The following is a 22012-nucleotide window of genomic DNA, read 5'->3' as shown; positions in this document are numbered from 1 at the left end:
TCTCCCCGCCACGATCACCGTGATGAGCTGTGCGAGCACCCCAACGACTCGACACACCAGACCCGGTGACCTGCACGAATCACGATGAAACTTCCTCAATGCGTTCGTGTGGTTGCGGCTCTATCAGAGCGAGTTGGACGCAGCCGTGTCCACGGGGCGCGATGATCCGTCGTGGTGGACTTTGCGTCGCCCGTGGCGGCGGCTGACCTACCACGCGGCACGCGCGATGTTCGTCCGGGCGAATGCGGCGCTGGGCGGGAACTGGTCGCTTCACAACCTTCGCCATACGGCCGCCTACCGGATGGCACGTCATCGAATCTGCCGCTGACCGATGCCCAGGGGATGCCGGTGCGATTCTACGGACGGGTACGAATTGGCGCCCAGGCGGGCCCTATAACTGGTGTCCGCTTCGACATTCGCTCACGGCAGACGGCAAAGGGCTCCCAAAGGGCTGGAACCTTTCCCGTCGCTATGTCAACGTACAACACCGCCGGACCACGCTGCGCGTTCGGCTCAACGCGGCCAAATAAGTAGGAGGCGGGAACGGCAGTTCGCGGAGATGGCGCCCCGCAACATAGCCGACGATCGCCGGTTAGCCAAACCGGGGATCATGACGACCATGGAGGGTGTTCCATGTCTACGCGGGTAGCGTCGCCGTGTCAGCCTTCGTACGGCAGCAACTCGGCGCGCTTGGGCGGCAGCCCGTCGCCGGACGAGCGACCGGTGAGCCGGCGGCCTATCCACGGCACGAGGTGCTGCCGGGTGAAGCGCAGGTCGGCGGCGCGGCGGGCGGCCCAGGCGGGCGGCACGGCGGAGGGCAGCAGCCGGGTCCAGTCGGCCTCGGGGGCGTGGCCGAGGGTCTGCCAGACGGCCTCGGCGACCCGGCGGTGGCCTTCGGCGTTGAGGTGCAGCCGGTCGTCGGCCCACATCCGCCGGTCGCCGAGGGTCTCGGCGCCGTACAGGTCCACCGCCAGCGCGCCGTGCCGCTCGGCCAGCTCGTCGATGAAGGAGAAAAGCTGCTCCATGCGCGGCAGGAAGCGGGTCGCGACCGGCCCGCGCCGGATCGGGCTGCGCATCAGCACCAGCTGTTTGCAGCTCGGCGCCAGCCGCTCGACGGACCGGGCGAGCAGCGCGCAGACCTCGTCCACGTCGCACTTGGGCCGCAGGGTGTCGTTGAGCCCGCCGACCAGCGTCACCAGGTCGGCGCTCATCGCGGCCGCGGTCTCCACCTGCTCGTCCGCGATCTGGCGGATGAGCTTGCCGCGCACCGCGAGGTTCGCGTACCGGAAGCCGGGGGTGCCGGCCGCGAACCGGGCGGCGACGAGGTCGGCCCAGCCCCGGTAGGAGCCGTCGGGCAGCCCGTCGGACATGCCCTCCGTAAAGGAGTCCCCGAGTGCGACAAAGCTGGTGTACGTGGCAGTCATCTCCATGGCGCGGGCGATCCTACCGGGTGCCGACCAGCTCCATGAGCACGTCCTCCATGGTGACGAGCCCGATCCCGCGCCCCTCCTCGTCCACGACCGCCGCCAGATGGGCACGGCTCGCGCGCATCGCCGCCAGTACGTCGTCCAGCGGCACCGCCGCCCTGACCCGGGTGATGGGGCGCAGTGCCGAGAGCGGGAACGGGCGGTCCCTGGGGGTGGCGTTCAGCGCGTCCTTGACGTGCAGATAGCCCAGCACCCGGCCGTCGGCGTCGGCCACCGGGAAGCGCGAGAAACCGGATTCGGCCGCCAGCCGTTCCAGACCCTCGGGCGTGATGCCGAGCGGAGCCCGCACCACGTGCTCCGACGGCCGTACGACCTCGCCGACCGGACGCCGGCCCAGCTCCAGCGCGTCCTGCAGCCGCACCGCGGCCCGCTCGTCCAACAGTCCCGCCTGCCCGGCGTCGGTGACCATGCGCGACAGCTCGTCATCCGAGAAGACCGAGGTGACCTCGTTCTTCGGCTCCACGCCCAGCAGCCTCAGCAGGGAGTTCGCGAAGGCGTTGATCGCGAAGATGACCGGCCGCAGCGCCCGCGCCGTCCCCACCAGGAGCGGCCCGAGCAGCAGCGCGGCGCGCTCCGGGTCGGCCAGCGCGATGTTCTTCGGCACCATCTCGCCCAGCAGCATGTGCAGGTACGTCGCCGCCGCCAGCGCGATCGCGAAGGAGATCACATGGAGCAGCCCGTCGGGCACGCTCGCCGCGTGGAAAACCGGTTCGAGCAGGTGGGCGATGGCCGGCTCGGCCACCACACCGAGCACCAGGGTGCACAGCGTGATGCCCAACTGGGCGGCGGCCAGCAGGGGCGACAGGTGCTGCAGGCCCCACAGCACACTGCGCGCGCCGCGCTCCCCGGCCTCGGCGCGCGGTTCGATCTGGCTGCGGCGTACGGAGATCATGGCGAACTCGGCGCCGACGAAGAAGGCGTTGACCACCAGCGTCAGGAGGCCGATGAACAGCTGTAGCGCGGTCATCGCTCCGCCCCCGCCCCGGCCGCCGCGTCCGCGTCCTCGTTCTCGTCCCGGGTCTCCGGCGGCGAGACCAGCCGTGCGCGGGCCGCCCGGTGCCCGGAGTCCTCGGTGACCTCGATCAGCCAGCCGTCGACCTCGGCGGTGTCGCCGGTCGCCGGGATGCGGCCCAGCTCATGGGCGACCAGACCGGCCAGCGTCTCGTACGGCCCCTCCGGGGCGTGCAGTCCGATCTCCTCCAACTGGTCGGTGCGGGTGGCGCCGTCGGCGTCGTAGACCTGCCGCCCGTCGGCGTCCCGGCGCAGCAGCGCCAGGTTGGGGGCCTCCTGCGGGTCGTGCTCGTCGCGGACCTCGCCGACGACCTCCTCCACGATGTCCTCCAGCGTGACCACTCCGGCCGTGCCGCCGTACTCGTCGATGACCACGGCCATGCTGACCCGGCCGGACAGCCGGTCGAGCAGCCGGTCCACGGTCAGCGACTCCGGGACCAGCAGCGGCTCCCGCAGAATTGCGGTGACCAGGGTGCGGTCACGCTCCTCGTACGGCACCGCGAGGACGTCCTTGATGTGGACGACGCCGATGACGTCGTCGAGGCTGTCCCGGTACACCGGGAAGCGGGACAGGCCGGTCTCCCGGGTCGTCTCGGCCACGTCCTCGGCGGTGGCATGCGCCTCCAGGGCCTTGACCTGGACGCGGGGGGTCATCACGTTCTCGGCGGTCAGCTCCGCCAGGTGCAGGGTGCGCACGAACAGCTCGGCGGTGTCCGCCTCCAGCGCGCCCGCCCGGGCGGAGTGACGGGCCAGCGCGACCAGTTCCTCGGGGCTGCGCGCCGAGGCCAGCTCCTCGGTGGGCTGCAGGCCGAGGCGGCGCAGGATCCGGTTGGCGGTGTTGTTGAGGTGGCGGATCAGCGGACCGAAGGCGGTGGTGAAGGCGCGCTGTGGGGCGGCCACGGTGCGGGCGACGGCCAGCGGGCGGGAGATCGCCCAGTTCTTCGGCACCAGCTCCCCGACGACCATCAGGACCACGGTCGACAGGGCGGTCGCGAGCACCAGCGCGGTCGAGGAGGCCGCCGACCGCGACATTCCCGCGGCCTCCAGCGGACCGGTCAGCAGCCTGCCGACCGACCCCTTGGCCAGCATGCCGATCACCAGCCCTGTGACGGTGATCCCGAGCTGCGCCCCCGACAGCTGCAGCGTCAGCGTCCGTACCGCCTTCAGCGCGGCACCGGCGCCGCGCTCACCCGCCCGCTCGGCGCGCTCCAGATCGGTGCGCTCGACCGTGGTCAGCGAGAACTCCGCCGCCACGAAGACCGCGCACGCGAGCGTGAGCAGCAGGGCGACCACCAGGAGGAGCACTTCGGTCATCGGGACACCTCGGTCCCATGATCGGCCAGGGTCGGGCGGTTCGCTCGGCGCGGATTACTCGGAGGCTCATCCATGGCGCCAATCGTAAAGGGCTGGCAAAGTGACGAGCGTGCCGGGGCGCGGACGGGTCAGCCCACCAGCGGCTTCGTCCAGCGCCGCCACTGATGCTCCGGCGCGTAACCGGCGGCGCTCCACGCGTGGTGGGCCTGATCGTTGCGCTCCAGCACCATCGCGTCGCCGCGCCGGCCACCCAGCTCGGCGAAGCGACACTCGGCCGCGTGCAGCAGCGCGGTCGCGACGCCCTGCCTGCGGTGTGCCGGGTGCACCGCCAGCCGGTACAGATGGCAGCGCCAGCCGTCGCATCTTGGCAGCTCACAAACATCCGGGGGTCCTGCCCGTGCTTATAGTCGCTTGACCCAGCGCCGCCAGTGGTCCTCGCGATGGTAACCAGCCGCAGCCCACGTGTGGTGTGCCTGTTCGTTGGCTTCCAGGACCATGGCGTCGACCCGTCGCCCGCCCAGGGTGATGAATCGTTGTTCTGCCGCTTCCATCAGGGCGGTGGCGATACCTTGCCGGCGGCAGTCCGGGCGTACAGCCAGTCGGTAGGCGGAGCATCGCCATCCGTCGAAGCCGGCTATCACGGTCCCCGTGAGGAGGTCGTCGCGCTCTGCGAGGAGCAGGGCTTCGGGGTCTCTTGTGACGAGTCGGGCCACTCCGTCGTAGTCGTCGCTGATGCTCGTTCCTTCCGCGGCTTCGCGCCAGAACTGCAACACGGTGTCGATGTCCGAGAGGGTGGCGCAGCGGATGTGGAGATCGCTCATGGGGCGAGCCAAGCAGAGCGCCAGCATGTCGGGCGAACGGGTTTCCGTGCCGAGGAAGGCGAATCACGCCGGGTACGGCCGGCTCTGCGGCCGGTTCCCGTACTGGCACTGGCCCGGCGACGGGTGCAGGGGGCCGGAAACCGCGATTTGGGACGCTCCGGTTTCGGCGGCTGCGATTGGGGTCGGGTGCTGCGGCGTGGCCCTGGCCGCCGGAGCTAGGTCCTCCAGCAGATCCGTCCCGTGCAGCGATCCCGGTGTGCGGGTCCGGAACGCTGAGGAAGAGGGACCCGCTGCCGGTGACGGCGAAGAGCTGCTCCACCGCTGGACTCGGGTAGTGAAGGCGCAGGTATCCGCCGGCTCCGGCGGTGCGCAGCGACGCGTAGAGGAACGCATTGAGGCCGCTGCAGTCGCAGAAGGTGACGTCGGTGACGTCGACGTCGATGGCGCGGATGCCGTCGTGCAGGCACCGCTCCAGCGTCGCGCGGACCAGGGGTGCCGTGTCCAGGTCGATCTCACCTGACAGGGTGATCAGCGCATGGTTGCGGCAGTCGTGCCGCAAGACGAGCAGAGTGGGTGGGACGGTCGTGGGCATAATGCCTCGGTTCACGAGACCGGCCGGGCTTTGCGGTCGCACTATCGGGTGGCAGGTGAATGACCGATCCAGCAGCCGGTGTTCCGGGGCGTAGGACCCAGCCGGTTCCCCTCGGGGATACCTGGGCGAACGGACGAGGTGATCCGCCGTCGTGGACGAGGCGCTGGACCCCCGCGAGCCACGCGACCCCGGCGGCCTCGGCGACGGCGCCCGCCGATATGCCCGCGACCTGCGCCTCGAACTGGCCCAGGAACACCTGGACCGTAACGACCCGGAGGGGCTGCTCGACCCGGAGGACGCCTTCCGGGCCTTCGCCGAGTCGGCCGCCGCGCTGGACGCCTGGCACGACGGCGGCCGCCGGTGCCCCGGCCCCCCGGACGGCTGCGGGCGTACCGCACCCCGCAGCTCTCGCGCACCACGTCCGCCCTGGTCACCCCGCTCTACCGACTCATCGCCGACCCCGACGGCCGCCCGATGTCCCTGCGCCGCAACAACTCCTACTGAGCGGCGCCCCCAGACCTGGCCGGCACCGATGCGATGCCCTGCGGGCAGCTCGGTATGTCCGGCGGTTCCTCCGTCGCGGTTCAGGCGGGCTGGCGGCCAGTTGGCGCGCCAGAAGCCGAGGAGCGCGCGGATGAGTTCTCCGGGGACTCTTCCGCGATGTGGTGACCGGATTCGACCGGACCGCCGCGCAGGTCGTCGGCCCAGTCGCGCCACAGGGCAAGGACGTCGCCGTAGAGGTCGGCCATGTCATCGCGGGTGGCCCACAGCACCTGCACCGGGCAGCTGATCCGTCGTCCGGCTTGTGGGATCCCGGACCGGGCTCCGTGGCGCCAGGTCCCTACCGGAGCGGTGCACTTCCGGGACCGCCCGGTAGCCAGCCAGGTTCAGCGCGGGAACTGGTCAGTGTCGACAGCCAGCAGTTCAGCGGCGTTCGGGCAGCAGCCGTTCCAGCTCCGCGATGGTCCGCTCCAGGTGGTCGACGCGGCTGCGAGGAGTGCCGTAGTCCAGCCCCGCCCGCTCGAACTCCTCGCGTACGTAGCCCGCGCCGAGCCCCAGCTCCAGGCGGCCGCCGGTGAGCTGGTCGGTGGTGGCCACCTCGCGGGCCAGCAGCACCGGATTCCAGAAGGCGGCGTTGAGTACGAAGGTGCCCACCCGGGGCCGCTGCGTCGCCTGGGCGGCGGCCACCAGCGAGGGGAAGGGCGCGGGCCAGCCCAGGTGGTCCGGGACCAGCAGGACGTCGTAGCCGAGGTCTTCCGCGTGGCGGCACTTGCGCGCCCACTCCTCGGCCGGCGCCGACTCGAGAAAACTGACGCCGAACCTGAACTGCCGTGCCATGAAGCCCCCTTGGTTGAGTCACTCATGCGCGATGGCCGCGAGTACGTTCATACGCGAGGCCCGCAGCGCGGGCAACAGCGCCGCGACCAGCCCCACGACAACAGAACCGGCCAGCACCGCCACCACCGTGGTCCACGGAATCGCCAGCGCCTTCATCCCCTTCAGCGCCAGCACTTCATGCGCGGCCAGGCCCCACACCAGTCCGAGACCGAGCCCCAGCACCGCCCCGAAGACCGCGATCACCACCGACTCCAGCCGGATCATCCGGCGCAGCTGGAAACGCGACAGCCCGATCGCCCGCAGCAGCCCGATCTCACGAGTGCGCTCGACGACCGACAGGGCAAGGGTGTTGACCACCCCGAGGACGGCGATGACGATGGCCAGCCCCAGCAGCCCGTAGACCAGATTCAGCAGCACCGAGATCTGGCCGCGCACCAGCGCCTTGTAGTCCGCCTGATCCCGCACCGCGACCTGCGGATACGGCTTGAGTGCCTTCTCCAGCGAAGCCCGCAGAGCCTTCGGATCGGTGCCGGGCGCGGCGTTCACGTACAGCGCCGCGTCCTGACTGCCCGGCAGATAGCGCTCGGCGGTGGACAGGCCCATCAGCAGCGCGGCATTGTCGCTGAAGAGCGAGCCGTTCCCCGTCGTGAGCGCGCCCACCGTGAAGACGGCCCGGCGGCCGTTGGCGAACAGCGCCGGCACCCGGCTGCCGATCCGCAGCCGGTGCTCGGCGGCGTACGAGTCGGCGATGGAAATTCGGCCCAGGGCGAGAGTCCGCGCGGTGTTCCCTGCCATGTACTGCAGATTGACGACGTGGTCCGCGCCGGCGCCGATGGCCGCGCCGGTCAGCTTCGCGGTACTCCCGCTGGGCAACGTGACCAGCACGGGCGCGTACCGCAGCGGTACGACATCGCTCGTGCCCGGCACCTTGCGGACCGTGTCGCTGATCTCCTTGCCGAAGGGCGTGAAGTTGGCGCCCTGGACGACGAAGTCGGAGCCGAGCGCCTTGTCGATCTGATGGTCGAAGGAACTGGACATCGACATGCCGGCCACCGACATCCCCGTCACCAGCGCGAGTCCGATCATCAGCGCGGAGGCGGTGGCCCCCGTACGGCGCGGATTGCGCAGCGCGTTGCGTTGGCTGATCCGGCCCACCGGCCCGAAGATCCGGGGAAGGGCGCCGCCCAGCACCCGGATCACCGGCCGTACGAGCAGCGGTCCCACGACCACCCCCGCGATCAGCGACAGCAGGATCCCGAGCCCCAGCAGCGATGCCGCGTCCGAAGCGTCGCTGCTCGCCGCGGCCCCGGTCAGCGCGCCCGCCGCCAGCAGCGTGACGACGGCCCCGCCGACGGCCCGTGCGCGCAGTGAGCGGCCGGTGCCGGCCACCTCCACGTCCGACAGGGCCGCCATGGGGGAGACCCGGGCGGCGCGCCGGGCGGGCAGATACGCGGCCACCAGCGTCACCACCACCCCGACCGCGTACGCCGCCACAGGCGTGGGCCAGCGGAGGACCATCTCGGCGGCGCTGATGTTCATCCCGAACAAGCCCATCAGCCGGATCAGCCCGGCCGCCAGGACCACCCCGGCTGCCAGCCCCAGCGTGGAGCCGACCAGTCCGAGCAGCAGTGCTTCCAGCAGCACCGAACGGCGCACCTGGCGGCGCTCGGCACCCAGCGCGCGCAGCAGACCCAGTTCGCGGGTGCGCTGGGCGATCAGCATCGAGAAAGTGTTGACGATCAGGAACACGCCGACCAGGACCGCGATCCCGGCGAAGCCGAGCATCACGTACTTGATCACGCCCAGGAAGGTGGCCAGGCTCGCGGCGTCGGACTTCGCCTGCTCGCCCTGCGTCTTGTAGTTGTAGCCCGGGCCGAGCGCGGCGACGATCCGTCGTTCGAGCGCGGCGTCGGACAGGCCGGGGACCGCGTCCGCGTCGATGGAGGTCGCCACGCCGGTGCGGCCGACCAGCCTGGCCTGGGAGGTGGGCGTGTCGAGGAAGAGCAGGGCCGCGCCCGGATTGGTGGTGGTGAAGGCCGCGATGCCCACCACCCGTACGGGGAAGGTGCCGGGCTGCGCGATGACCCGCAGGGCGTCGCCGATCCGGAGGTGCTTCCTGTTGGCGGTGTCTGCGTCGATCAGCGCCTGGCCGTCGCCGCGCGGGGCGTGGCCGCTGGTGAGCTTCACCGGACTGCGCGGCCAGACCGACCAGTTGGTGGCGATGGTGGGCGCGCCGGTCGTCGGGCCGACCTGCTGGCCTTTCGCGTTCACGACGGTCGCGTTCTGCACAGTGATGTCGATCCGGGCGTCGCTGATGCCGTCCACCGCCTTGACCCGGTTCAGCAGGGATGCCGGGAGCGTCGGCACCTCGCCGGAGGTGAATCGGTTGTCCTCGCTGAACGCCGTCTTCGGGCTCACCGTCACATCGGCGGCCGTCGAGGCGAAGAGCCGGTCGAAGGTGCGGTTGACGGTGTCGGAGAAGATCAGGCTGCCGGCCACGAAGGCCACCGACAGCAGTACGGCGAGCGCCGACAGGAGCATCCTCCCCTTGTGAGCGAGGAAGCTGCGCAGCGACGCCCGGAACATGGCTCGCTCAGCTCTTCCGCAGCCCGTCGAGGCCGGGGGCCTGCGGGCTCCCGCCGGAAAGGAGACGCATGCGTTCGAGTACGGCCTCGGCGGTCGGGCCGTGGATCTCGTCGACGATCCGGCCGTCGTTCAGGAACAGCACCAGATCGGCGTAGGCCGCAGCGCCCGGGTCGTGGGTCACCATCACCACGGTCTGCTCCAGCTCGTCGACCGCGTCCCGCAGGAAGCGCAGCACCTCGGCTCCCGCGCGCGAGTCGAGGTTTCCCGTCGGCTCGTCCGCGAAGATCAACTCCGGGCGCGACGCGAGCGCCCGCGCGCACGCCACGCGCTGCTGCTGACCTCCCGACAGCTGCGACGGGCGGTGCTTCAGCCGGTCCCGGAGCCCCAGGGTGTCGATGACCCGGTCCAGCCACTCCTGGTCGGGCTTGCGGCCCGCGATGTCCATCGGGAGGGTGATGTTCTCCTCCGCCGTGAGGGTGGGGAGGAGATTGAACGCTTGGAACATGAAGCCGACCTTGTCCCGCCTCAGCCGTGTGAGGGCCCGTTCGGCCAACCGGGTCAGCTCCGTCTCGCCGACCCACACGCGCCCCGCCGTCACACTGTCCAGCCCTGCCAGACAGTGCATCAGCGTCGACTTCCCCGACCCCGACGGTCCCATCACCGCCGTGAACCGGCCCCGCCCGATCTCCACGTCCACCGCGTCCAGCGCCACGACGTGCGTCTCGCCCGTGCCGTACGTCTTGCTCAGGCCCTGCGCCCGTGCGGCGGTGGCCTGGGGCCATGCCGCCGCGTCTACCGGTGTCGACACGTTTGTCCCCCATCGGATGGAAGTGCCCGCTTGTTGTCGTACCGAACCCGAGCGTAAGCCGTGGTGGCGGGCGGGGCATCGTTCGCGAGGAGGGCAACCCTTGTCGTTACTAGCGGACCGGCGCTAGCATGAAGGTATGGCCAAGACCCAGCTGAATGTGCGGGTGGACGAAACCACCGCCGCGACCGCCCGCGAGCGGGCGTCGCAGCGCGGCCTGAGCGTCAACCGCTACATTGAGGAACTCGTCCTCCAGGACGCCGGGGAGAACGGGCGCGCCTTCGTCGAGGCCGCCGCCGACTTCATGAAGCAGTACGAATCCGTCTTCGCCGAGGAGTTCGGCCCCGACCGCGAAGGTCGTCGTTGACCTTCCGCATCGATCTCGCCTGGCTCCTCATGGTCGCCGAGCACAACACCCCCGGCGACCCCCAGGTCACCGACTGGGGCGCCCTCCTCGCCGCCGTCACCCGCCACCAGGCCGAGGTCTTCGGCACTCCCGTCTACCCCCACCCCCAGGACCGCGCCGCCGCCCTCCTCCAGCTCCTCGTCCACGTCCCAGCCCTCGAGCGCTCCAACGTCATGTTCGCCTCCGCGGTCGCCTACGCCTACCTCGTCGCGAGCGGCCTCAAAGTCGCGACCTCCCCCGAGCGGGTGCGGGACCTTGCCCGCCTGGTGAAGGACGGCACGGCGGGCGTCCGCGAGATCGCGGACGAGCTGAGCGGTTGGTGTCTGTAGGGGGTGGGTGCGGCGCCGTTGCGTGGCAATTCAGCCCGTCCGGCGTTTGAGGACCTGGGGTCGGGGGCAGAGCCCCCAGCGGGTCCGGGCGGGGGCACTCCCCAGCCTTCGGCCGGGAGACCCCCACCCAAACGAAGGTTTGGGGGAGAGCCCGGTTTCGGGAAGGGGCGGGGTGGGGGAGGACCAATCCGCTCAGGCCCACTGCCTTCCGACCGGCACCTCGTCCAGGTGCGGTGCGGACAGGTGCAGCACTTCGTACCGCTCCGAGTCCGCGCCCTCCGGCGCCGCGCCCTCCCACAGCGTGAAGCGGACGACCTCCCACCGCCACGGATCAACTGCCAGCACGGAAAGGTGCACCCCGGCCGAGCCGGCGCGGTCCTCCCAGGCGGCCACCGCCGAGGCGACGGCGGCCTGGGGGTCGACCCCGGCGGGGATCCGTTCGACGACGCGGCTCGCCCCGCGCGGTTGCGCGTCGCGCGCCGGGCCGTGGGCGAAGGCGACGCCGGTCCAGTGGTTCACGGGCGGGCGGCCGACGAAGTCGACGATGTTGCGGAAGCCGCCCCCGCCCCACAGGAAGCGGTTCATGCCGCCGGTGTCGTCCCAGAGGTAGAAGGGCGCGTACTGGTTGACGTCCGACCCTCTCCCAGCCTCCGGCCGGGTGGGGGTCCTCCCCCTGGCTTCGCCGGGGGTACCCCCACCGGCCGGAGGCTGGGAGAGTGCCCCTACGCCACGCTCGCGTATGACGAAGGCCTTGAAGCCGAGCCCTTCGTAGTCGTCCATCATCCGCCCTGTCCGCGCCACCCGCTCCCGGATGATCTTCATGTCGTAATCGGCGGGAAGCGTGAGCTCGTACTGCATCGCGTACATGTAAGTGAACCCCCAACTACTTGATGGCGGCGGCCAGTAGCGCCAGAAGGCCGCTCACCGCCCGGTCGAACGGCTCCGCGGACCCGGCGGCTCGCGCCAGGACGTAGCCGCCCTGAAGAACGGCGACGATCGTCGCCCCCGTGTCGGCCGGATCGAGGCCCGCGTCCAGCTCACCGTCAGTGATGCCCTCGGCCAGGACGGCGGCCAGCCGGCGGCCCAGCCAGTCGAGCGTTTCATCGACGGGGCGGCACAGCTCCGGGCTGGCGACGATGTCGGGATCCTGGGTGAGCCGCCCGACGGGGCAGCCGCGCAGCACGTCGCGCTCACGCCGCAGGTAGGCCGTGATGCGCTCAACGGCCGTGCCCGGCGCGGAGAGTTGCGCCTCCGCCGCGGCCCGCAGTTCCTCGGCGGTGCGGCTGATGGCCGCAAGCGCGAGGTCGGGCTTGCCGGTGAAGTGGTGGTACATGCTGCCCTGGCCGACGCCGGCGCGCTGCTGGATGGCCTTGGGGCTGGTACCGACGTAGCCCCGCTCCCACAGAAGTTCGCGGGTGCTCTCGATCAGACGGTCCACGGTCTCCATGACGAGGACTGTACATACTAGTAGGTACAGAAGGCAAGGTCAGTCGTCGGACCGCCGGGCCGTGGCCACCACATGCGTCGCGCTCGGCACCGGCAGCCGCGTCTCCGGGAAGCGGATCCGCCGCAGGTCCAGCAGCTCGAACCCCGCCCCCCGCACTGCCTCGACCGTGTCCCGGCCGGTCCGGCAACCACCGAAAAGCGTCGGCCACACCGTGTGGTCGGCCGTCCACTGCAGTGCCGCCATCGGCCGCCGCTGGGCCCGGCAGTGCTCCAGCAGCCGCAGTTGGCCGCCCGGGCGCAGGACCCGGTGCAGCTCGGCGAGGGCGCGGCGCTGGTCGCGTACGGAACACAGCACCAGGCAGCAGACGGCGGCGTCGAAGGCCTCGCTCTTGACCGGCAGCGCCTCGGCGACGCCCGGCACCACGTCCACCGGGACCGGAACGTCCGCGCGCAGCGCCTCGTCGGCGGCGAGCAGACGCAGCCGGCGCTCGGGCTCCAGCGCGACGACCTCCGAGACCGTACGCGGGTAGTGGCGGAAGTTCAGCCCGCTGCCGGCCCCGATCTCGATGACGCGGCCCGACAGACCGGCCAGCAGTTCGTCGCGGTGCCGGGCGAAGCCGCGCTCGTCGGCGATCGGACCGCAGCGGGCGTAGAGGCGGGCGAAGACCGGGTGGCTGACCGGCTCGCGGGTCAGGCTGGTGCGCCTGGGCATGGCGGTCCCCCTTGCTTCGGCGGTGCATTGACGGCCGTCCTCTCATTCTGCCGCCGAAAAGGCCCCGGCATGCTCTGCCGGGGCCGTGCGCCGTACAGCGGTCAGGCGATGAAGTCCCGCACCTGCTGGTAGACGCCGTAGTCGTTGTTCATGTCGGCGTGCGAGATGCAGCCGGACTCGACATTCGTCGCGCCGCTGAGAAGCGCGCTGCTGTTCTCCCCGCCCACCGACATCGCCGCCCGCCTCACCGCCTAACAGCTCATCATCGCCCGCATGGCCGCCGACGGCGCCACCAACCGCGAGATCGCCGCCCGCCTCGTCCTCAGCCACCGCACCATCGACCACCACCTCCGAGGCGTCTTCGCCCGCCTCGGCATCCGCTCCTGCATCGAACTCGTCCGTCTGCTCAGCCCTTGAGGGGCGGGCGGCACAGACCCCAGGGACAACCAGGCGCACTCGGCGCAGGCGGCACCGCCCGCCACGTGGCCCGGCGGCGGCACCGACCAACCCACGAACAGAACGCGCCCCCGGTGCAGACGGCGTCAGCCGCCCGCAGCCCACCGCGTGGCGAAGGCCGCGGCGTCCCACGTGCCGCCGAGTTGCGGGGCGAGCCACTCGGGAGCGGCGGCGCGGAAGCGGGAGGGCTCCAAGCTGCCGACGCCCGCGGGGATCGCGCCCAGCAAGGGGGCGTCGGCGACGTCGGGGAGGTCGGCGAGGTTGCAGAGGGCGGCGAGGTCGGGGGCCTCGGGCCAGGAGCCGATGATGAGGCCGAGGCAGTTCAGGTCGCGGGCGGCAAGGGCTTCCGCGGTGAGGGCGGCCGAGTTGAGGGTGCCGAGGCCGGCCGGGGCGACGAGGAGGACGCGGGCGCCGACGAGGCGGGCGGCATCGGCGAGGGTGGCGCCCTCCTCGTCATACCGTACGAGCAGGCCGCCGGCGCCCTCGACCAGCACCACGTCGTGAACGGCGGAGAGCTTGGCCGCGGCCTCCGCGATGTCTGCCGGGCCGATCGCCGGGAGCCCGGCGCGGCGGGCGGCCGTGGCGGGGGCCAAGGGGTCGGGGTAGCGGGCGAGTTCGACCGCGGTGACCTCGCCCGCGAGGCGCGCGACCTCCGCCGCGTCCCCGGGCTCACCGTCGAGGACACCCGTCTGCGCGGGCTTGAGCACGGCGACGCTCAGCCCCTGCGCGAGGGAGGCCGCCGCGACGGCGGCCGTGACCACCGTCTTGCCGATCTCCGTACCGGTACCGCTGACAACGACAATCGCCATGAAAAACAAGCCCTTTCGGTTCAGCCCGCAGCCGCCGCCGCGCACACAGCGGCGCAGATCCGGGCCACATCCTCGTCCCCGGTGACGTACGGCGGCATTGAGTAGACCAGATCCCGGAAGGGCCGCAGCCACACCCCGGCCCCGACGGCCGCTCGCGTCGCCGCGGCCATGTCCACCTCGTGGTCCAGCTGTACGACTCCGATCGCGCCCAGCACCCGTACGTCCCGGACCCCCGGCACATCGTGCGCGGCCGCCAGTCCGTCCCGCAGTCCGGCCTCGATCCGCTTGACCTCCTGCGCCCAGTCCTGGCCGAGCAGCAGGTCGATGGAGGCGCAGGCCACCGCCGCGGCCAGCGGATTGCCCATGAAGGTCGGCCCGTGCGCCAGCACCGGGACGTCGCCCCGCGAGATGCCCTCCGCCACGCGCTCGGTGCACAAGGCGGCCGCCATCGTCAGATAGCCGCCGGTGAGCGCCTTGCCGACGCACATCACATCCGGCGAGATCCCGGCCTGCTCGGCCGCGAACAGCGTGCCGGTGCGGCCGAAGCCGGTCGCGATCTCGTCGAGGACCAGGAATACGTCGTGCTCGTCGCACGCCTCCCGCAGCACCCGCAGATACGCGGGGGAGTGGAAGGTCATACCGCCCGCGCCCTGCACCACCGGCTCGACGACGACGGCCGCCAGCTCGTCCGCGTGCCGGGCGACGGTCTCGCGCAGATGCTCCGCGTACGTGTCCTCGTACGCCGCCGGGGGCGCGTCCGCGAAGACCTGACGCGGCAGCAACCCGGCCCACAGGTCGTGCATGCCGCCGTCCGGATCGCACACCGACATCGGCTGCCAGGTGTCGCCGTGGTAGCCGCCCCGCCAGGTCATCAGGCGCTGTTTCCCGGGCCGGCCGAGTGAACGCCAGTACTGCAGGCACATCTTCACCGCGACCTCGACCGACACCGACCCGGAGTCGGCGAGGAAGACGTGCCGCAGCGGCTCCGGCGTGATCTCCACCAGCTTCGCCGCGAGCCGCACGGCGGGCTCATGGGTGAGCCCGCCGAACATCACATGGCTCATCCGGTCCAGCTGCCCGCGCGCGGCGTCGTTGAGCACCGGGTGGTTGTAGCCGTGGATCGCCGACCACCAGGACGACATGCCGTCCACCAACTCGCGTCCGTCCGCGAGGCGCAGCCGCACGCCCGACGCCGACTCGACGAGCAGCGGCTCAATGCGGCCCGGCATCGGCCCGTACGGATGCCAGACGTGCTCCCGGTCCAGGTCGAGCAGCTCGCCCGGGGTGAGCTCACGCATTGGGCGCGAGATCCGTCCCGGCGCCCCGGCGGCGCATCGCGACCAGATCCGTACGCGCCTCGGTGCGAGGCTCGGGCGTGGCACACGCGCTGCCGCCGGAGTCTCCGCACGGTGCGCAGCCGCCCTCCACCCGGTGCTCGGGCAGCGTCACCTGGTCGGTGCCCTCCACCTCGAATCCGGCGTCGGCGATCATGTCGAGGTCGGCCTGACCGGCCTGGCCCTCGCTGGTGAGGTAGTCGCCGAGGAAGATCGAGTTGGCCAGGTGCAGCGCCAGCGGCTGGAGGCTGCGCAGGTGCACCTCGCGGCCGCCGGCGAGCCGGACCTCGACGTCCGGGCAGACGAAGCGCACCATCGCCAGGATCCGCAGGGCGCGCTGCGGGGTGAGGTTCCACTCCTTGGCCAGCGGGGTGCCCTCGAACGGGATCAGGAAGTTGACCGGCACCGAGTCGGGGTCGAGCTCGCGCAGCGCGAAGACCACGTCGACCAGGTCCTCGTCCGACTCGCCCATGCCCGCGATCAGCCCGGAGCAGGCGGACAGCCCGGCGGCGTGCGCCTTCTGTACCGTGTCCACCCGGTCGGCGTACGTGTGGGTGGAGGTGATGTCCCCGTACGTCCCCTCGGAGGTGTTGAGGTTGTGGTTGTACGCATCAGCGCCCGCGGCCCGTAGCCGCTCGGCCTGGCCGTCCGAGAGCAGCCCGAGGCAGGCGCAGACCTCGACGCCCTCGTTCGTCTCCTTGATCGCCTCGATGGTCTGCGAGACCCGGTCCACGTCCCGGTCGGTCGGCCCGCGGCCGCTGGCCACCAGGCACACCCGCTTGGCGCCGCCCGCGACCCCGGCGGCGGCCGCCTTGGAGGCGTCTTCGGGCTTGAGCCAGGTGTACTTGAGGATCTCGGCCTCGGAGCCCAGCCGCTGCGAGCAGTACGAGCAGTCCTCGGGGCACAGGCCGGACTTCAGATTGACCAGGTAGTTGAGCTTCACTCGGCGGCCGAACCACTGGCGGCGCACCCGGCCGGCCGCGGCCACCACGTCGAGGAGGTCGTCGTCGGAGGTGGCCAGCACCGCCAGCGCCTCGTCCCGGGTGGGCAGCTCACGGCGCAGCCCCTTGTCCACCAGCGTCTTCAGCAGATCCATAGCCGCGATCCTGACGCAACCGACCGCTCCGGGCCAAGGCCGGAACCCACAACTCCGCTCGACTCGGGTGTGTGCATCACCACACCGTGTCACGAGGACCCGACCGCTACGTTGCTCACCGGACCCCTTACGCCGCCTTCGACCACCAGGGACGACCATGAGCCGCGTCACCTCCGACCCGTTCCACTGGCTCGACGCCCACGCCGACCAGCGCCGTCGTGCCGGTCTGGTGCGTACGCTCCGCCCGAGACCGGCCGAGTCCCCGCTCCTCGACCTGGCGAGCAACGACTACCTGGGCCTGGCCCGGCACCCAGAGATCACCCGTTCGGGTGCCGACGCGTGCCTGCGGTGGGGCGCCGGCTCGACCGGTTCTCGACTGGTGACCGGGTCCACCGAGCTGCACGCAGAGCTCGAGGCGGAGCTCGCCGACTTCTGCGGGTTCGAGGCCGCGCTCGTCCTCGCCTCCGGCTACGCCGCCAACCTCGCCACCGTCACGGCACTCACCGGCCGGGGCGGTCTGCTGGTCTCCGACAGCGGCAACCACGCCTCGCTCATCGACGGCTGCCGGCTCTCGCGCGCCGAGACCGCCGTCGTCCCGCACGCCGCCCCGGAGGCCGTCGCCAAGGCCCTGGACGGCCACCGCCTGTCCGACGGACCCGCGGTCGCCGTCACCGACTCGGTCTTCTCGGTGGACGGCGACGCCGCCCCGCTGGCCGAGCTGGCCGCCGTCTGCCGCGACCACGGCGCGGGCCTGCTGGTGGACGACGCCCACGGGCTCGGGGTGCTGGGCAACGGCGGGCGGGGCGCGGCGGACGCGGCGGGGCTGGCCGGCGCGCCCGGTCTCGTATGCACCGCGACGCTGTCGAAGTCGCTCGGCAGCCAGGGCGGGGTGGTCCTCGGCCCGGCGCGGGTGATCGAGCACCTGGTCAACGCGGCCCGCACCTTCATCTTCGACACCGGCCTCGCCCCGGCCGCCGCCGGTGCGGCGCTGGGCGCGCTGCGGCTGCTGCGCCGCGAGCCGGAGCGTGCGGAAAGGGCCCGTGCGGTCGCCCGGGAGCTGTACGAGCGGCTGACCGCCGAAGGGCTGGTGGCGGTCCCGCCGGACGCCGCCGTGGTGTCGGTGCGTGCTCTTTCGCCGGAAGCGGCGGTGCACTGGGCGGCGGACTGCCGGGCCGAGGGTGTCTCGGTCGGCTGCTTCCGTCCGCCGTCCGTGCCGGACGGGATCTCCCGGCTGCGGCTCACCGCGCGCGCCGATCTGACGGACCGGCAGATCTCCGATGCCGTCGGAACCATCGTGCGCACGGCGCCGCGCGGCTGAACTCAGCCGCCCTCGGTCACAACCGTGCCGAGAAACCGGACCCAGGCGGCCGGCGCGAAGAGCAGCGCCGGTCCCTCCCGGTCCTTGGAGTCGCGTACGGCAAGCTGCCCTGAGCGCAGACGAGCCGTCTCTACGCAGTTGTTCGCAGCGGTGCTGTAGCTGCTGCGACGCCACTGCGCCTCGGCGAGAACCTCACTGGACGATACGTACCGGGGCTGTGCGGGTGGCATGGTGCCTCCTCAAACGCCTTAGCCGGTCCCGGCAATGCTTGAGATGTAGACCAACGAGTCTTCGTGCGGCAGGGCGTGGGAGTGCAATCGGTCGAACGCGGCGCTGTACGCCCTGAGATCTTCTTTCCGATCCAGATAGAGACTACTCGTCAAATGGTCTAGAACTACAACATCCAGATCGGAAATGCGCGGAAATGAGAAGATTACGAAAGGCCCGGTAACGCCGATGTGACCGCCGGCAGAGAAAGGCAGCACCTGCAACCGCACATGCGGCAGCGATCCGAGCTCGACGAGATGTCGCAATTGCGCCGCCATGACCTCCGGTCCGCCCACCCCGCGCCGCAGCACCGCCTCGTCCAGCACCGCCCACAGCTCCAGCGGCGGATCGGCCCGCAGCACCGCCTGCCGCGCGATCCGCACATCCACCAGCGCCTCGGCCTGCCGCGGTGCCAGTTGTGGCAATACCGATCGGGTCAATTCCCTGGATATGCGGGCGTCTGCAAAAGGCCGGGCACCACCGTGGTCTCCAATGTGCGGGCCCGGCGGGCGTCGGTCTCCAGGGTGATGAAATCCCGGTATGTGGACGGCAGCACCTCCCGGTACTCCTGCCACCAGCCGCCCTGTGCGCCTTCGCCGGCCAGCGCGTCCAGCAACTCCCGTAATTCCGGGTCGCCCACCCCGTACGCGTCGAGCAGCGTCGCCACGTCCTCTGGCCGGACGCTGCTGCGCCCGGTCTCGATGCGGCTGACCTTCGACTGGTGCCACCCGACCAGGCGGGCCGCCTCGCCACTGGTCAGCCCGGCCAGGTCACGCTGGCGGCGCAGCTCCGTGCCGAGCTTGCGGCGGCGTACGGCAGGCATGTGCTGCATCCTGGGTCACTCCTCCTGGGCCCGACTCGTGCGGGGCCGGACGCCCTTGCGCAGTCTGCCGCGCAAATACGTTCTCGCGTAGCAGAGTTCACTGCTTCGAGCGACAGATATATGCATATCCCGGTGGACGGACCGGAATAACGGCACTATGAGTGGCACTCTGGCGCGAACTAGTCGTTCGTGGGCGTAACCGCACGCCGGAGTCCCGGGCACGGCGGAAAAGGGACATGTCCTCATGGCAGACCACCAGGAATCATCCGTCACCCTGCCGAGCGACCCTGCCTCGGTTCCCGCGGCACGCCGCTTCGTCAGCGAGCTACTGACCGAATGGGGAATGTCCGACGCCGCACCGGCCGTGGACGCCGTACGGCTCATCGTCTCCGAGCTGGCCACCAACGCGGTGCTGCACACCTTCGGGCAGTCACCCACCTTCACCGTCGACGTACAGCTCGACCACGACGAGCAGCTGCGGATCGGCGTCACCGACAGCCACCCCCGCTGGCCGCAGCGCCTTCCCGCTGCCGTCCAGCAGGACAACGGACGAGGCATGGTGATCATCCGTCACCTGGCCGCCGAGTCCGGCGGCCAGCTCCTGGTCACCCCCACGGACGACGGCGGCAAGACGGTCTGGATCACCCTTCCGTGGGGCGCGCCCGTGCAGTGAGGCGCCCGCGCCTCAGCGTTTGTCGGCCTTGGGCAGGCTCCGCCGCAGCGCCCACGGCAGCACGCCCCACAGGCTCCCGCACACCACCAAGGTGGCCGCCGCCGCCGCGATGCCCGGGGCGCGGCCCAGCACCACGTCGACGACCAGCATGACCGCGCCGGTGAAGGACAGCGCGAGCATCGCCAGCCCGATGCTCGCCAGCCGCGACGACACATTGACGATCAGGCGCTTGGCCCCCCGCCGGAACAGCCCCCGGTGCACCGCCGCCGGAGCCGTGAAGAGGGCGGCGGCCAGCATGGCGAGCAGCAGCGTCGCGATGTACGTACCGCGCTGCACGTCGTCCAGTGTGGGGAAGCGCTGCGTGAACGCCAGGGTCAGCAGAAACGCGAACAGGATCTGCACCCCGGTCTGCGTGACGCGCAGCTCCTGCAGCAGCTCGGCGAAATTGCGGTCGGCGCGCTCCAGAGGCGTCTCGCCACGCTCGGCAGCCGTCTCCTTCTCCGTGGATTCGCCTGCCTCACGCGTCGTGTCCCCAGATTTGTCGTCCATGGGGTGATTGTTGCCGCTGATCCGCGTTCTAGCCGTGATCCGGGCGCCCCAGGGGAACCAGGCCCTGTCCGGGCGATCATGGCCGGGCCCGCGACGCTCTCCCAGCTAGACGCTGGGTGGGGGTCCCCCAGAAACGACACCTCGCGGCGTTGCCGAAACACCCACAGACAAACCAGTCTACGGGCATTCTCCCCCGGACTTCGTCCGGGGGAGCCGCGGCCTATCCGGCCCTGATCGCCCGGACAGGGCCTAGCAGCGCCTCCGCACCCACCGGCGTGTAGCCGGCCGCCAGCAGTGCCCTTACGCTCGCCGCGTTGCCAGGCGCGATCTGCGCCCAGAGCGTCTCGCCCTCCGGTACGAGATGCCGCGCCGCCCGCGCCAGCCGCCGCCCGACCCCGGCGCCCCGGGCCCCGGGGTCGACCTCGACCGCGACCTCCCAGCGGCCGGCGACACCGCGTCCGGTCAGCACCGTCCCGCCTGGCACCGTCCAGGCCCGTACGTCGTCGCGGTGCTGGAGCGCCCGTACGATCCGCGGGTGCGAGCAGTCCTCGGTCGGATCGAGCTCCAGGCCGAGGTCCGGCGGCGGCGGGCCGGGCAGCGAGGAGGCGAGGGTGAGCAGGTCGATGTTGTTGACCTGCCGCCCGAGGCGCTCGGACAGCGCGGTGAGGAAGGGTGGATTCAGCGGCGCCGCGAAGTCGCCGGGCGGCAGCAGCCCCCGTATCCACTCCGGATTTGTGTCCGCGAACACCACGGCGTGCGCGGTGAAGGACAGCACCCCCGCGTCGCGCGGTGAGGGCTGCGGCACGACGGTCACACCTCCGTCGGCCGGCGGGAAGACGCCCTTCGCGGCGTCGGCCAGGATCCGTTCCAGAGTCAAGCGGTGCCTCCGGGTGCTCGGGGTGGGTGGGCGTGCGGGGCCCGTCAGGACGGGCCCCGCACCTGGGTTCACCTCACATCAGCTCACCCGCCCGTACCAGACGCTGTGGGTCCAGATCTTCTCCAGTCGCACCCGCGTGCCGGCCTTGGGGGAGTGCCAGATCTTTCCATGACCCGCGTAGATACCGACGTGGTAGACGCTACGCCCGGAGTGGAAGAAGACCAGGTCACCACGCTTGCGGTGCGAAGCGGAGATGTGCTTGGACTTGTTGTACTGAGCCGCCGCCGTACGCGGCAGTTTCTTGCCCGCCCTCTTGTACGAGTAGAGGGTGAGCCCGGAGCAGTCGAACCGGTGCGGCCCGGCGGCTCCGTACTTGTAGGGCGATCCCTTCTTTGACGCGGCGATGTCGAGTGCCCTGATCGACAGTGTCGCCGCGTCCGCCTGTGAGGCCAGACCTGGCAGCACCGCCGGTCCGGCGACCGCTGCGGCGGTGAGAGCCGAGGTGGCTCCCACCCTGGACAGAAGTGTGGACACGCCAGTTCGCGCAGTCATGCGCAACCCTTCGTCGTCCGCCTGCGAAGGATGACCTGTCGGGTTCGGGCAGGCGAAGATGCCCGGCCGCTGACGCGGCTTCACCCCAAGGGGCCGGCCCGGTTGTCACCGGGCGACCCCGTCGTGCCTGGGTCCTCCGTTCCTGCCGAATGCAGTCGTGTCGACCTGACATCCGGGCAGCGGCAGGACTCGGCGTCCGCCCGGACCGCCCGCCGGGATGGCGGGGCTTGTCGTCGAAGGGATGATCACCCACCGAAGCGGCCAATACCTAACGGAAACGGTCGAATGTGAGCCTCTTCACCCCTCACCTATTCGGGTGGACTTCCGCTGAACGGCCGTGCGTTGGCCACCCTGACGGAGCCTCACACCAGGGCCGCAGCGGTGTCCCACGGGGACCATCGAGCCGCACTG

Annotated in this window: 22 protein-coding genes, 6 pseudogenes and 1 riboswitch; of the genes and pseudogenes, 6 read left to right on the top strand and 22 right to left on the bottom strand. The window is 71.2% G+C overall.

The features are described 5' to 3' along the window. Positions 1-659: 659 nt before the first annotated feature. From EFK10_RS13270 to EFK10_RS13245, 6 genes and pseudogenes are all read right to left on the bottom strand, one after another. Positions 660-1430: an SGNH/GDSL hydrolase family protein gene (locus tag EFK10_RS13270; RefSeq protein ID WP_127355913.1), complete on the bottom strand. Its 771-nt coding sequence runs from the start codon at positions 1428-1430 to the stop codon at positions 660-662. A gap of 13 nt (positions 1431-1443) precedes the next feature. Further along, positions 1444-2454 (bottom strand): hemolysin family protein, encoded by a 1011-nt coding sequence (locus EFK10_RS13265; RefSeq protein WP_127355912.1) that lies wholly within the window; start codon positions 2452-2454, stop codon positions 1444-1446. Next, complete coding sequence (locus EFK10_RS13260) at positions 2451-3812, bottom strand: hemolysin family protein (RefSeq protein WP_127355911.1); 1362 nt, start codon at positions 3810-3812, stop codon at positions 2451-2453. Before EFK10_RS13260 ends, EFK10_RS13265 begins: the two co-directional genes overlap by 4 nt. A 128-nt stretch (positions 3813-3940) precedes the next feature. Beyond that, positions 3941-4183, bottom strand: a complete 243-nt coding sequence (locus tag EFK10_RS13255) for a GNAT family N-acetyltransferase (RefSeq protein WP_127355910.1) — start codon at positions 4181-4183, stop codon at positions 3941-3943. A 30-nt stretch (positions 4184-4213) separates the two neighbouring features. After that, positions 4214-4633 (bottom strand): GNAT family N-acetyltransferase, encoded by a 420-nt coding sequence (locus EFK10_RS13250; RefSeq protein WP_127355909.1) that lies wholly within the window; start codon positions 4631-4633, stop codon positions 4214-4216. 337 nt (positions 4634-4970) lie between these two features. Continuing rightward, positions 4971-5225, bottom strand: a pseudogene (locus tag EFK10_RS13245) (STAS domain-containing protein); the annotation flags it as partial. Between the two features lie 360 nt (positions 5226-5585). On the opposite strand from EFK10_RS13245, the gene EFK10_RS48630 reads away from it, so the two are divergent. Beyond that, on the top strand, positions 5586-5729 hold the full coding sequence (locus EFK10_RS48630) for a hypothetical protein (protein WP_206305435.1): 144 nt from the start codon (positions 5586-5588) through the stop codon (positions 5727-5729). A gap of 102 nt (positions 5730-5831) precedes the next feature. Here EFK10_RS48630 and EFK10_RS13235 read toward each other — a convergent pair. The 4 genes and pseudogenes from EFK10_RS13235 to EFK10_RS13220 form a co-directional block, all read right to left on the bottom strand. Beyond that, positions 5832-6031 (bottom strand): annotated as a pseudogene (locus EFK10_RS13235) (alpha/beta fold hydrolase); the annotation flags it as partial. A 133-nt stretch (positions 6032-6164) separates the two neighbouring features. After that, positions 6165-6563 (bottom strand): annotated as a pseudogene (locus tag EFK10_RS13230) (LLM class flavin-dependent oxidoreductase); the annotation flags it as partial. An 18-nt stretch (positions 6564-6581) separates the two neighbouring features. Beyond that, positions 6582-9149 carry an ABC transporter permease gene (locus EFK10_RS13225; RefSeq protein ID WP_127355907.1) on the bottom strand — a complete coding sequence of 856 codons (2568 nt, stop codon included), beginning with the start codon at positions 9147-9149 and terminating at the stop codon, positions 6582-6584. Positions 9150-9156: 7 nt separating this feature from the next. After that, positions 9157-9957 carry an ABC transporter ATP-binding protein gene (locus EFK10_RS13220; protein WP_127355906.1) on the bottom strand — a complete coding sequence of 267 codons (801 nt, stop codon included), beginning with the start codon at positions 9955-9957 and terminating at the stop codon, positions 9157-9159. 136 nt (positions 9958-10093) lie between these two features. Here EFK10_RS13220 and EFK10_RS13215 point away from each other — a divergent pair, with 136 nt between their 5' ends. Then, positions 10094-10321, top strand: a complete 228-nt coding sequence (locus tag EFK10_RS13215; protein WP_127355905.1) for an antitoxin — start codon at positions 10094-10096, stop codon at positions 10319-10321. After that, positions 10318-10689: a fic family toxin-antitoxin system, toxin component gene (locus EFK10_RS13210; RefSeq protein ID WP_127355904.1), complete on the top strand. Its 372-nt coding sequence runs from the start codon at positions 10318-10320 to the stop codon at positions 10687-10689. The genes EFK10_RS13215 and EFK10_RS13210 overlap by 4 nt, the downstream gene beginning before the upstream one ends. Before the next feature lie 192 nt (positions 10690-10881). Here the strand turns inward: EFK10_RS13210 and EFK10_RS13205 are convergent, their stop codons facing one another. The 4 genes and pseudogenes from EFK10_RS13205 to EFK10_RS13190 all read right to left on the bottom strand — a co-directional run. After that, positions 10882-11556 carry a DUF4865 family protein gene (locus tag EFK10_RS13205; RefSeq protein ID WP_127355903.1) on the bottom strand — a complete coding sequence of 225 codons (675 nt, stop codon included), beginning with the start codon at positions 11554-11556 and terminating at the stop codon, positions 10882-10884. A gap of 16 nt (positions 11557-11572) precedes the next feature. Next, a complete protein-coding gene (locus EFK10_RS13200) occupies positions 11573-12136 on the bottom strand; it encodes a TetR/AcrR family transcriptional regulator (protein ID WP_127355902.1) in 564 nt (187 codons plus the stop codon). A 39-nt stretch (positions 12137-12175) separates the two neighbouring features. Then, positions 12176-12847, bottom strand: coding sequence for a class I SAM-dependent methyltransferase (locus tag EFK10_RS13195; protein WP_127355901.1), 672 nt, complete (start codon positions 12845-12847; stop codon positions 12176-12178). A 101-nt stretch (positions 12848-12948) separates the two neighbouring features. Next, a pseudogene (locus EFK10_RS13190) lies at positions 12949-13062 on the bottom strand (lipase); the annotation flags it as partial. Between the two features lie 19 nt (positions 13063-13081). Here EFK10_RS13190 and EFK10_RS13185 point away from each other — a divergent pair. Continuing rightward, positions 13082-13264 (top strand): annotated as a pseudogene (locus EFK10_RS13185) (helix-turn-helix domain-containing protein); the annotation flags it as partial. 125 nt (positions 13265-13389) lie between these two features. Here the strand turns inward: EFK10_RS13185 and bioD are convergent. From bioD to bioB, 3 genes are read right to left on the bottom strand one after another with little or no spacing between them, the layout of a single operon-like run. Beyond that, entirely contained in the window at positions 13390-14112 is a 723-nt protein-coding gene (gene bioD / locus EFK10_RS13180; protein ID WP_127355900.1) for a dethiobiotin synthase, read from the bottom strand. Positions 14113-14132: 20 nt separating this feature from the next. Next, complete coding sequence (locus EFK10_RS13175; protein WP_127355899.1) at positions 14133-15410, bottom strand: adenosylmethionine--8-amino-7-oxononanoate transaminase; 1278 nt, start codon at positions 15408-15410, stop codon at positions 14133-14135. Further along, positions 15403-16542, bottom strand: coding sequence for a biotin synthase BioB (bioB, locus tag EFK10_RS13170; RefSeq protein ID WP_127355898.1), 1140 nt, complete (start codon positions 16540-16542; stop codon positions 15403-15405). Before bioB ends, EFK10_RS13175 begins: the two co-directional genes overlap by 8 nt. A 157-nt stretch (positions 16543-16699) precedes the next feature. Here bioB and EFK10_RS13165 point away from each other — a divergent pair, with 157 nt between their 5' ends. Then, on the top strand, positions 16700-17860 hold the full coding sequence (locus tag EFK10_RS13165) for an 8-amino-7-oxononanoate synthase (protein ID WP_127355897.1): 1161 nt from the start codon (positions 16700-16702) through the stop codon (positions 17858-17860). Positions 17861-17862: 2 nt separating this feature from the next. Here EFK10_RS13165 and EFK10_RS13160 read toward each other — a convergent pair whose 3' ends face one another. Continuing rightward, positions 17863-18090, bottom strand: a complete 228-nt coding sequence (locus tag EFK10_RS13160; RefSeq protein WP_127355896.1) for a DUF397 domain-containing protein — start codon at positions 18088-18090, stop codon at positions 17863-17865. Between the two features lie 18 nt (positions 18091-18108). After that, positions 18109-18959: pseudogene (locus EFK10_RS13155) on the bottom strand (helix-turn-helix domain-containing protein). 235 nt (positions 18960-19194) lie between these two features. Here EFK10_RS13155 and EFK10_RS13150 point away from each other — a divergent pair. Next, positions 19195-19623, top strand: a complete 429-nt coding sequence (locus EFK10_RS13150) for an ATP-binding protein (protein WP_127355895.1) — start codon at positions 19195-19197, stop codon at positions 19621-19623. Positions 19624-19635: 12 nt separating this feature from the next. Here the strand turns inward: EFK10_RS13150 and EFK10_RS13145 are convergent, their stop codons facing one another. From EFK10_RS13145 to EFK10_RS13135, 3 genes are all read right to left on the bottom strand, one after another. Beyond that, positions 19636-20172, bottom strand: a complete 537-nt coding sequence (locus EFK10_RS13145; RefSeq protein ID WP_407647071.1) for a DUF6328 family protein — start codon at positions 20170-20172, stop codon at positions 19636-19638. Between the two features lie 220 nt (positions 20173-20392). Then, positions 20393-21049, bottom strand: coding sequence for a GNAT family N-acetyltransferase (locus EFK10_RS13140; protein WP_127355894.1), 657 nt, complete (start codon positions 21047-21049; stop codon positions 20393-20395). Positions 21050-21127: 78 nt separating this feature from the next. Next, complete coding sequence (locus EFK10_RS13135) at positions 21128-21601, bottom strand: C40 family peptidase (protein WP_127355893.1); 474 nt, start codon at positions 21599-21601, stop codon at positions 21128-21130. A gap of 3 nt (positions 21602-21604) precedes the next feature. Next, a riboswitch (cyclic di-AMP (ydaO/yuaA leader) is annotated at positions 21605-21768 on the bottom strand. Between the last annotated feature and the right edge of the window lie 244 nt (positions 21769-22012).

It is taken from the genome of Streptomyces soli (assembly GCF_003999195.1).
Lineage (GTDB): Bacteria > Actinomycetota > Actinomycetes > Streptomycetales > Streptomycetaceae > Actinacidiphila > Actinacidiphila soli.
This window is presented reverse-complemented; position numbering and strand designations above follow the sequence as displayed.

What these genes read in the sequence shown, in the direction of transcription:
- EFK10_RS13260 (WP_127355911.1), bottom strand. Translation starts at nt 3,812, where the DNA reads ATGACCGAAGTGCTCCTCCTGGTGGTCGCCCTGCTGCTCACGCTCGCG.
- EFK10_RS13160 (WP_127355896.1), bottom strand. Translation starts at nt 18,090, where the DNA reads ATGCCACCCGCACAGCCCCGGTACGTATCGTCCAGTGAGGTTCTCGCC.
- EFK10_RS13225 (WP_127355907.1), bottom strand. Translation starts at nt 9,149, where the DNA reads ATGTTCCGGGCGTCGCTGCGCAGCTTCCTCGCTCACAAGGGGAGGATG.
- bioB (WP_127355898.1), bottom strand. Translation starts at nt 16,542, where the DNA reads ATGGATCTGCTGAAGACGCTGGTGGACAAGGGGCTGCGCCGTGAGCTG.
- bioD (WP_127355900.1), bottom strand. Translation starts at nt 14,112, where the DNA reads ATGGCGATTGTCGTTGTCAGCGGTACCGGTACGGAGATCGGCAAGACG.
- EFK10_RS13265 (WP_127355912.1), bottom strand. Translation starts at nt 2,454, where the DNA reads ATGACCGCGCTACAGCTGTTCATCGGCCTCCTGACGCTGGTGGTCAAC.
- EFK10_RS13215 (WP_127355905.1), top strand. Translation starts at nt 10,094, where the DNA reads ATGGCCAAGACCCAGCTGAATGTGCGGGTGGACGAAACCACCGCCGCG.
- EFK10_RS13270 (WP_127355913.1), bottom strand. Translation starts at nt 1,430, where the DNA reads ATGGAGATGACTGCCACGTACACCAGCTTTGTCGCACTCGGGGACTCC.
- EFK10_RS13205 (WP_127355903.1), bottom strand. Translation starts at nt 11,556, where the DNA reads ATGTACGCGATGCAGTACGAGCTCACGCTTCCCGCCGATTACGACATG.
- EFK10_RS13175 (WP_127355899.1), bottom strand. Translation starts at nt 15,410, where the DNA reads ATGCGTGAGCTCACCCCGGGCGAGCTGCTCGACCTGGACCGGGAGCAC.
- EFK10_RS13200 (WP_127355902.1), bottom strand. Translation starts at nt 12,136, where the DNA reads ATGGAGACCGTGGACCGTCTGATCGAGAGCACCCGCGAACTTCTGTGG.
- EFK10_RS13135 (WP_127355893.1), bottom strand. Translation starts at nt 21,601, where the DNA reads ATGACTGCGCGAACTGGCGTGTCCACACTTCTGTCCAGGGTGGGAGCC.
- EFK10_RS13150 (WP_127355895.1), top strand. Translation starts at nt 19,195, where the DNA reads ATGGCAGACCACCAGGAATCATCCGTCACCCTGCCGAGCGACCCTGCC.
- EFK10_RS13250 (WP_127355909.1), bottom strand. Translation starts at nt 4,633, where the DNA reads ATGAGCGATCTCCACATCCGCTGCGCCACCCTCTCGGACATCGACACC.
- EFK10_RS13195 (WP_127355901.1), bottom strand. Translation starts at nt 12,847, where the DNA reads ATGCCCAGGCGCACCAGCCTGACCCGCGAGCCGGTCAGCCACCCGGTC.
- EFK10_RS13145 (WP_407647071.1), bottom strand. Translation starts at nt 20,172, where the DNA reads ATGGACGACAAATCTGGGGACACGACGCGTGAGGCAGGCGAATCCACG.
- EFK10_RS13165 (WP_127355897.1), top strand. Translation starts at nt 16,700, where the DNA reads ATGAGCCGCGTCACCTCCGACCCGTTCCACTGGCTCGACGCCCACGCC.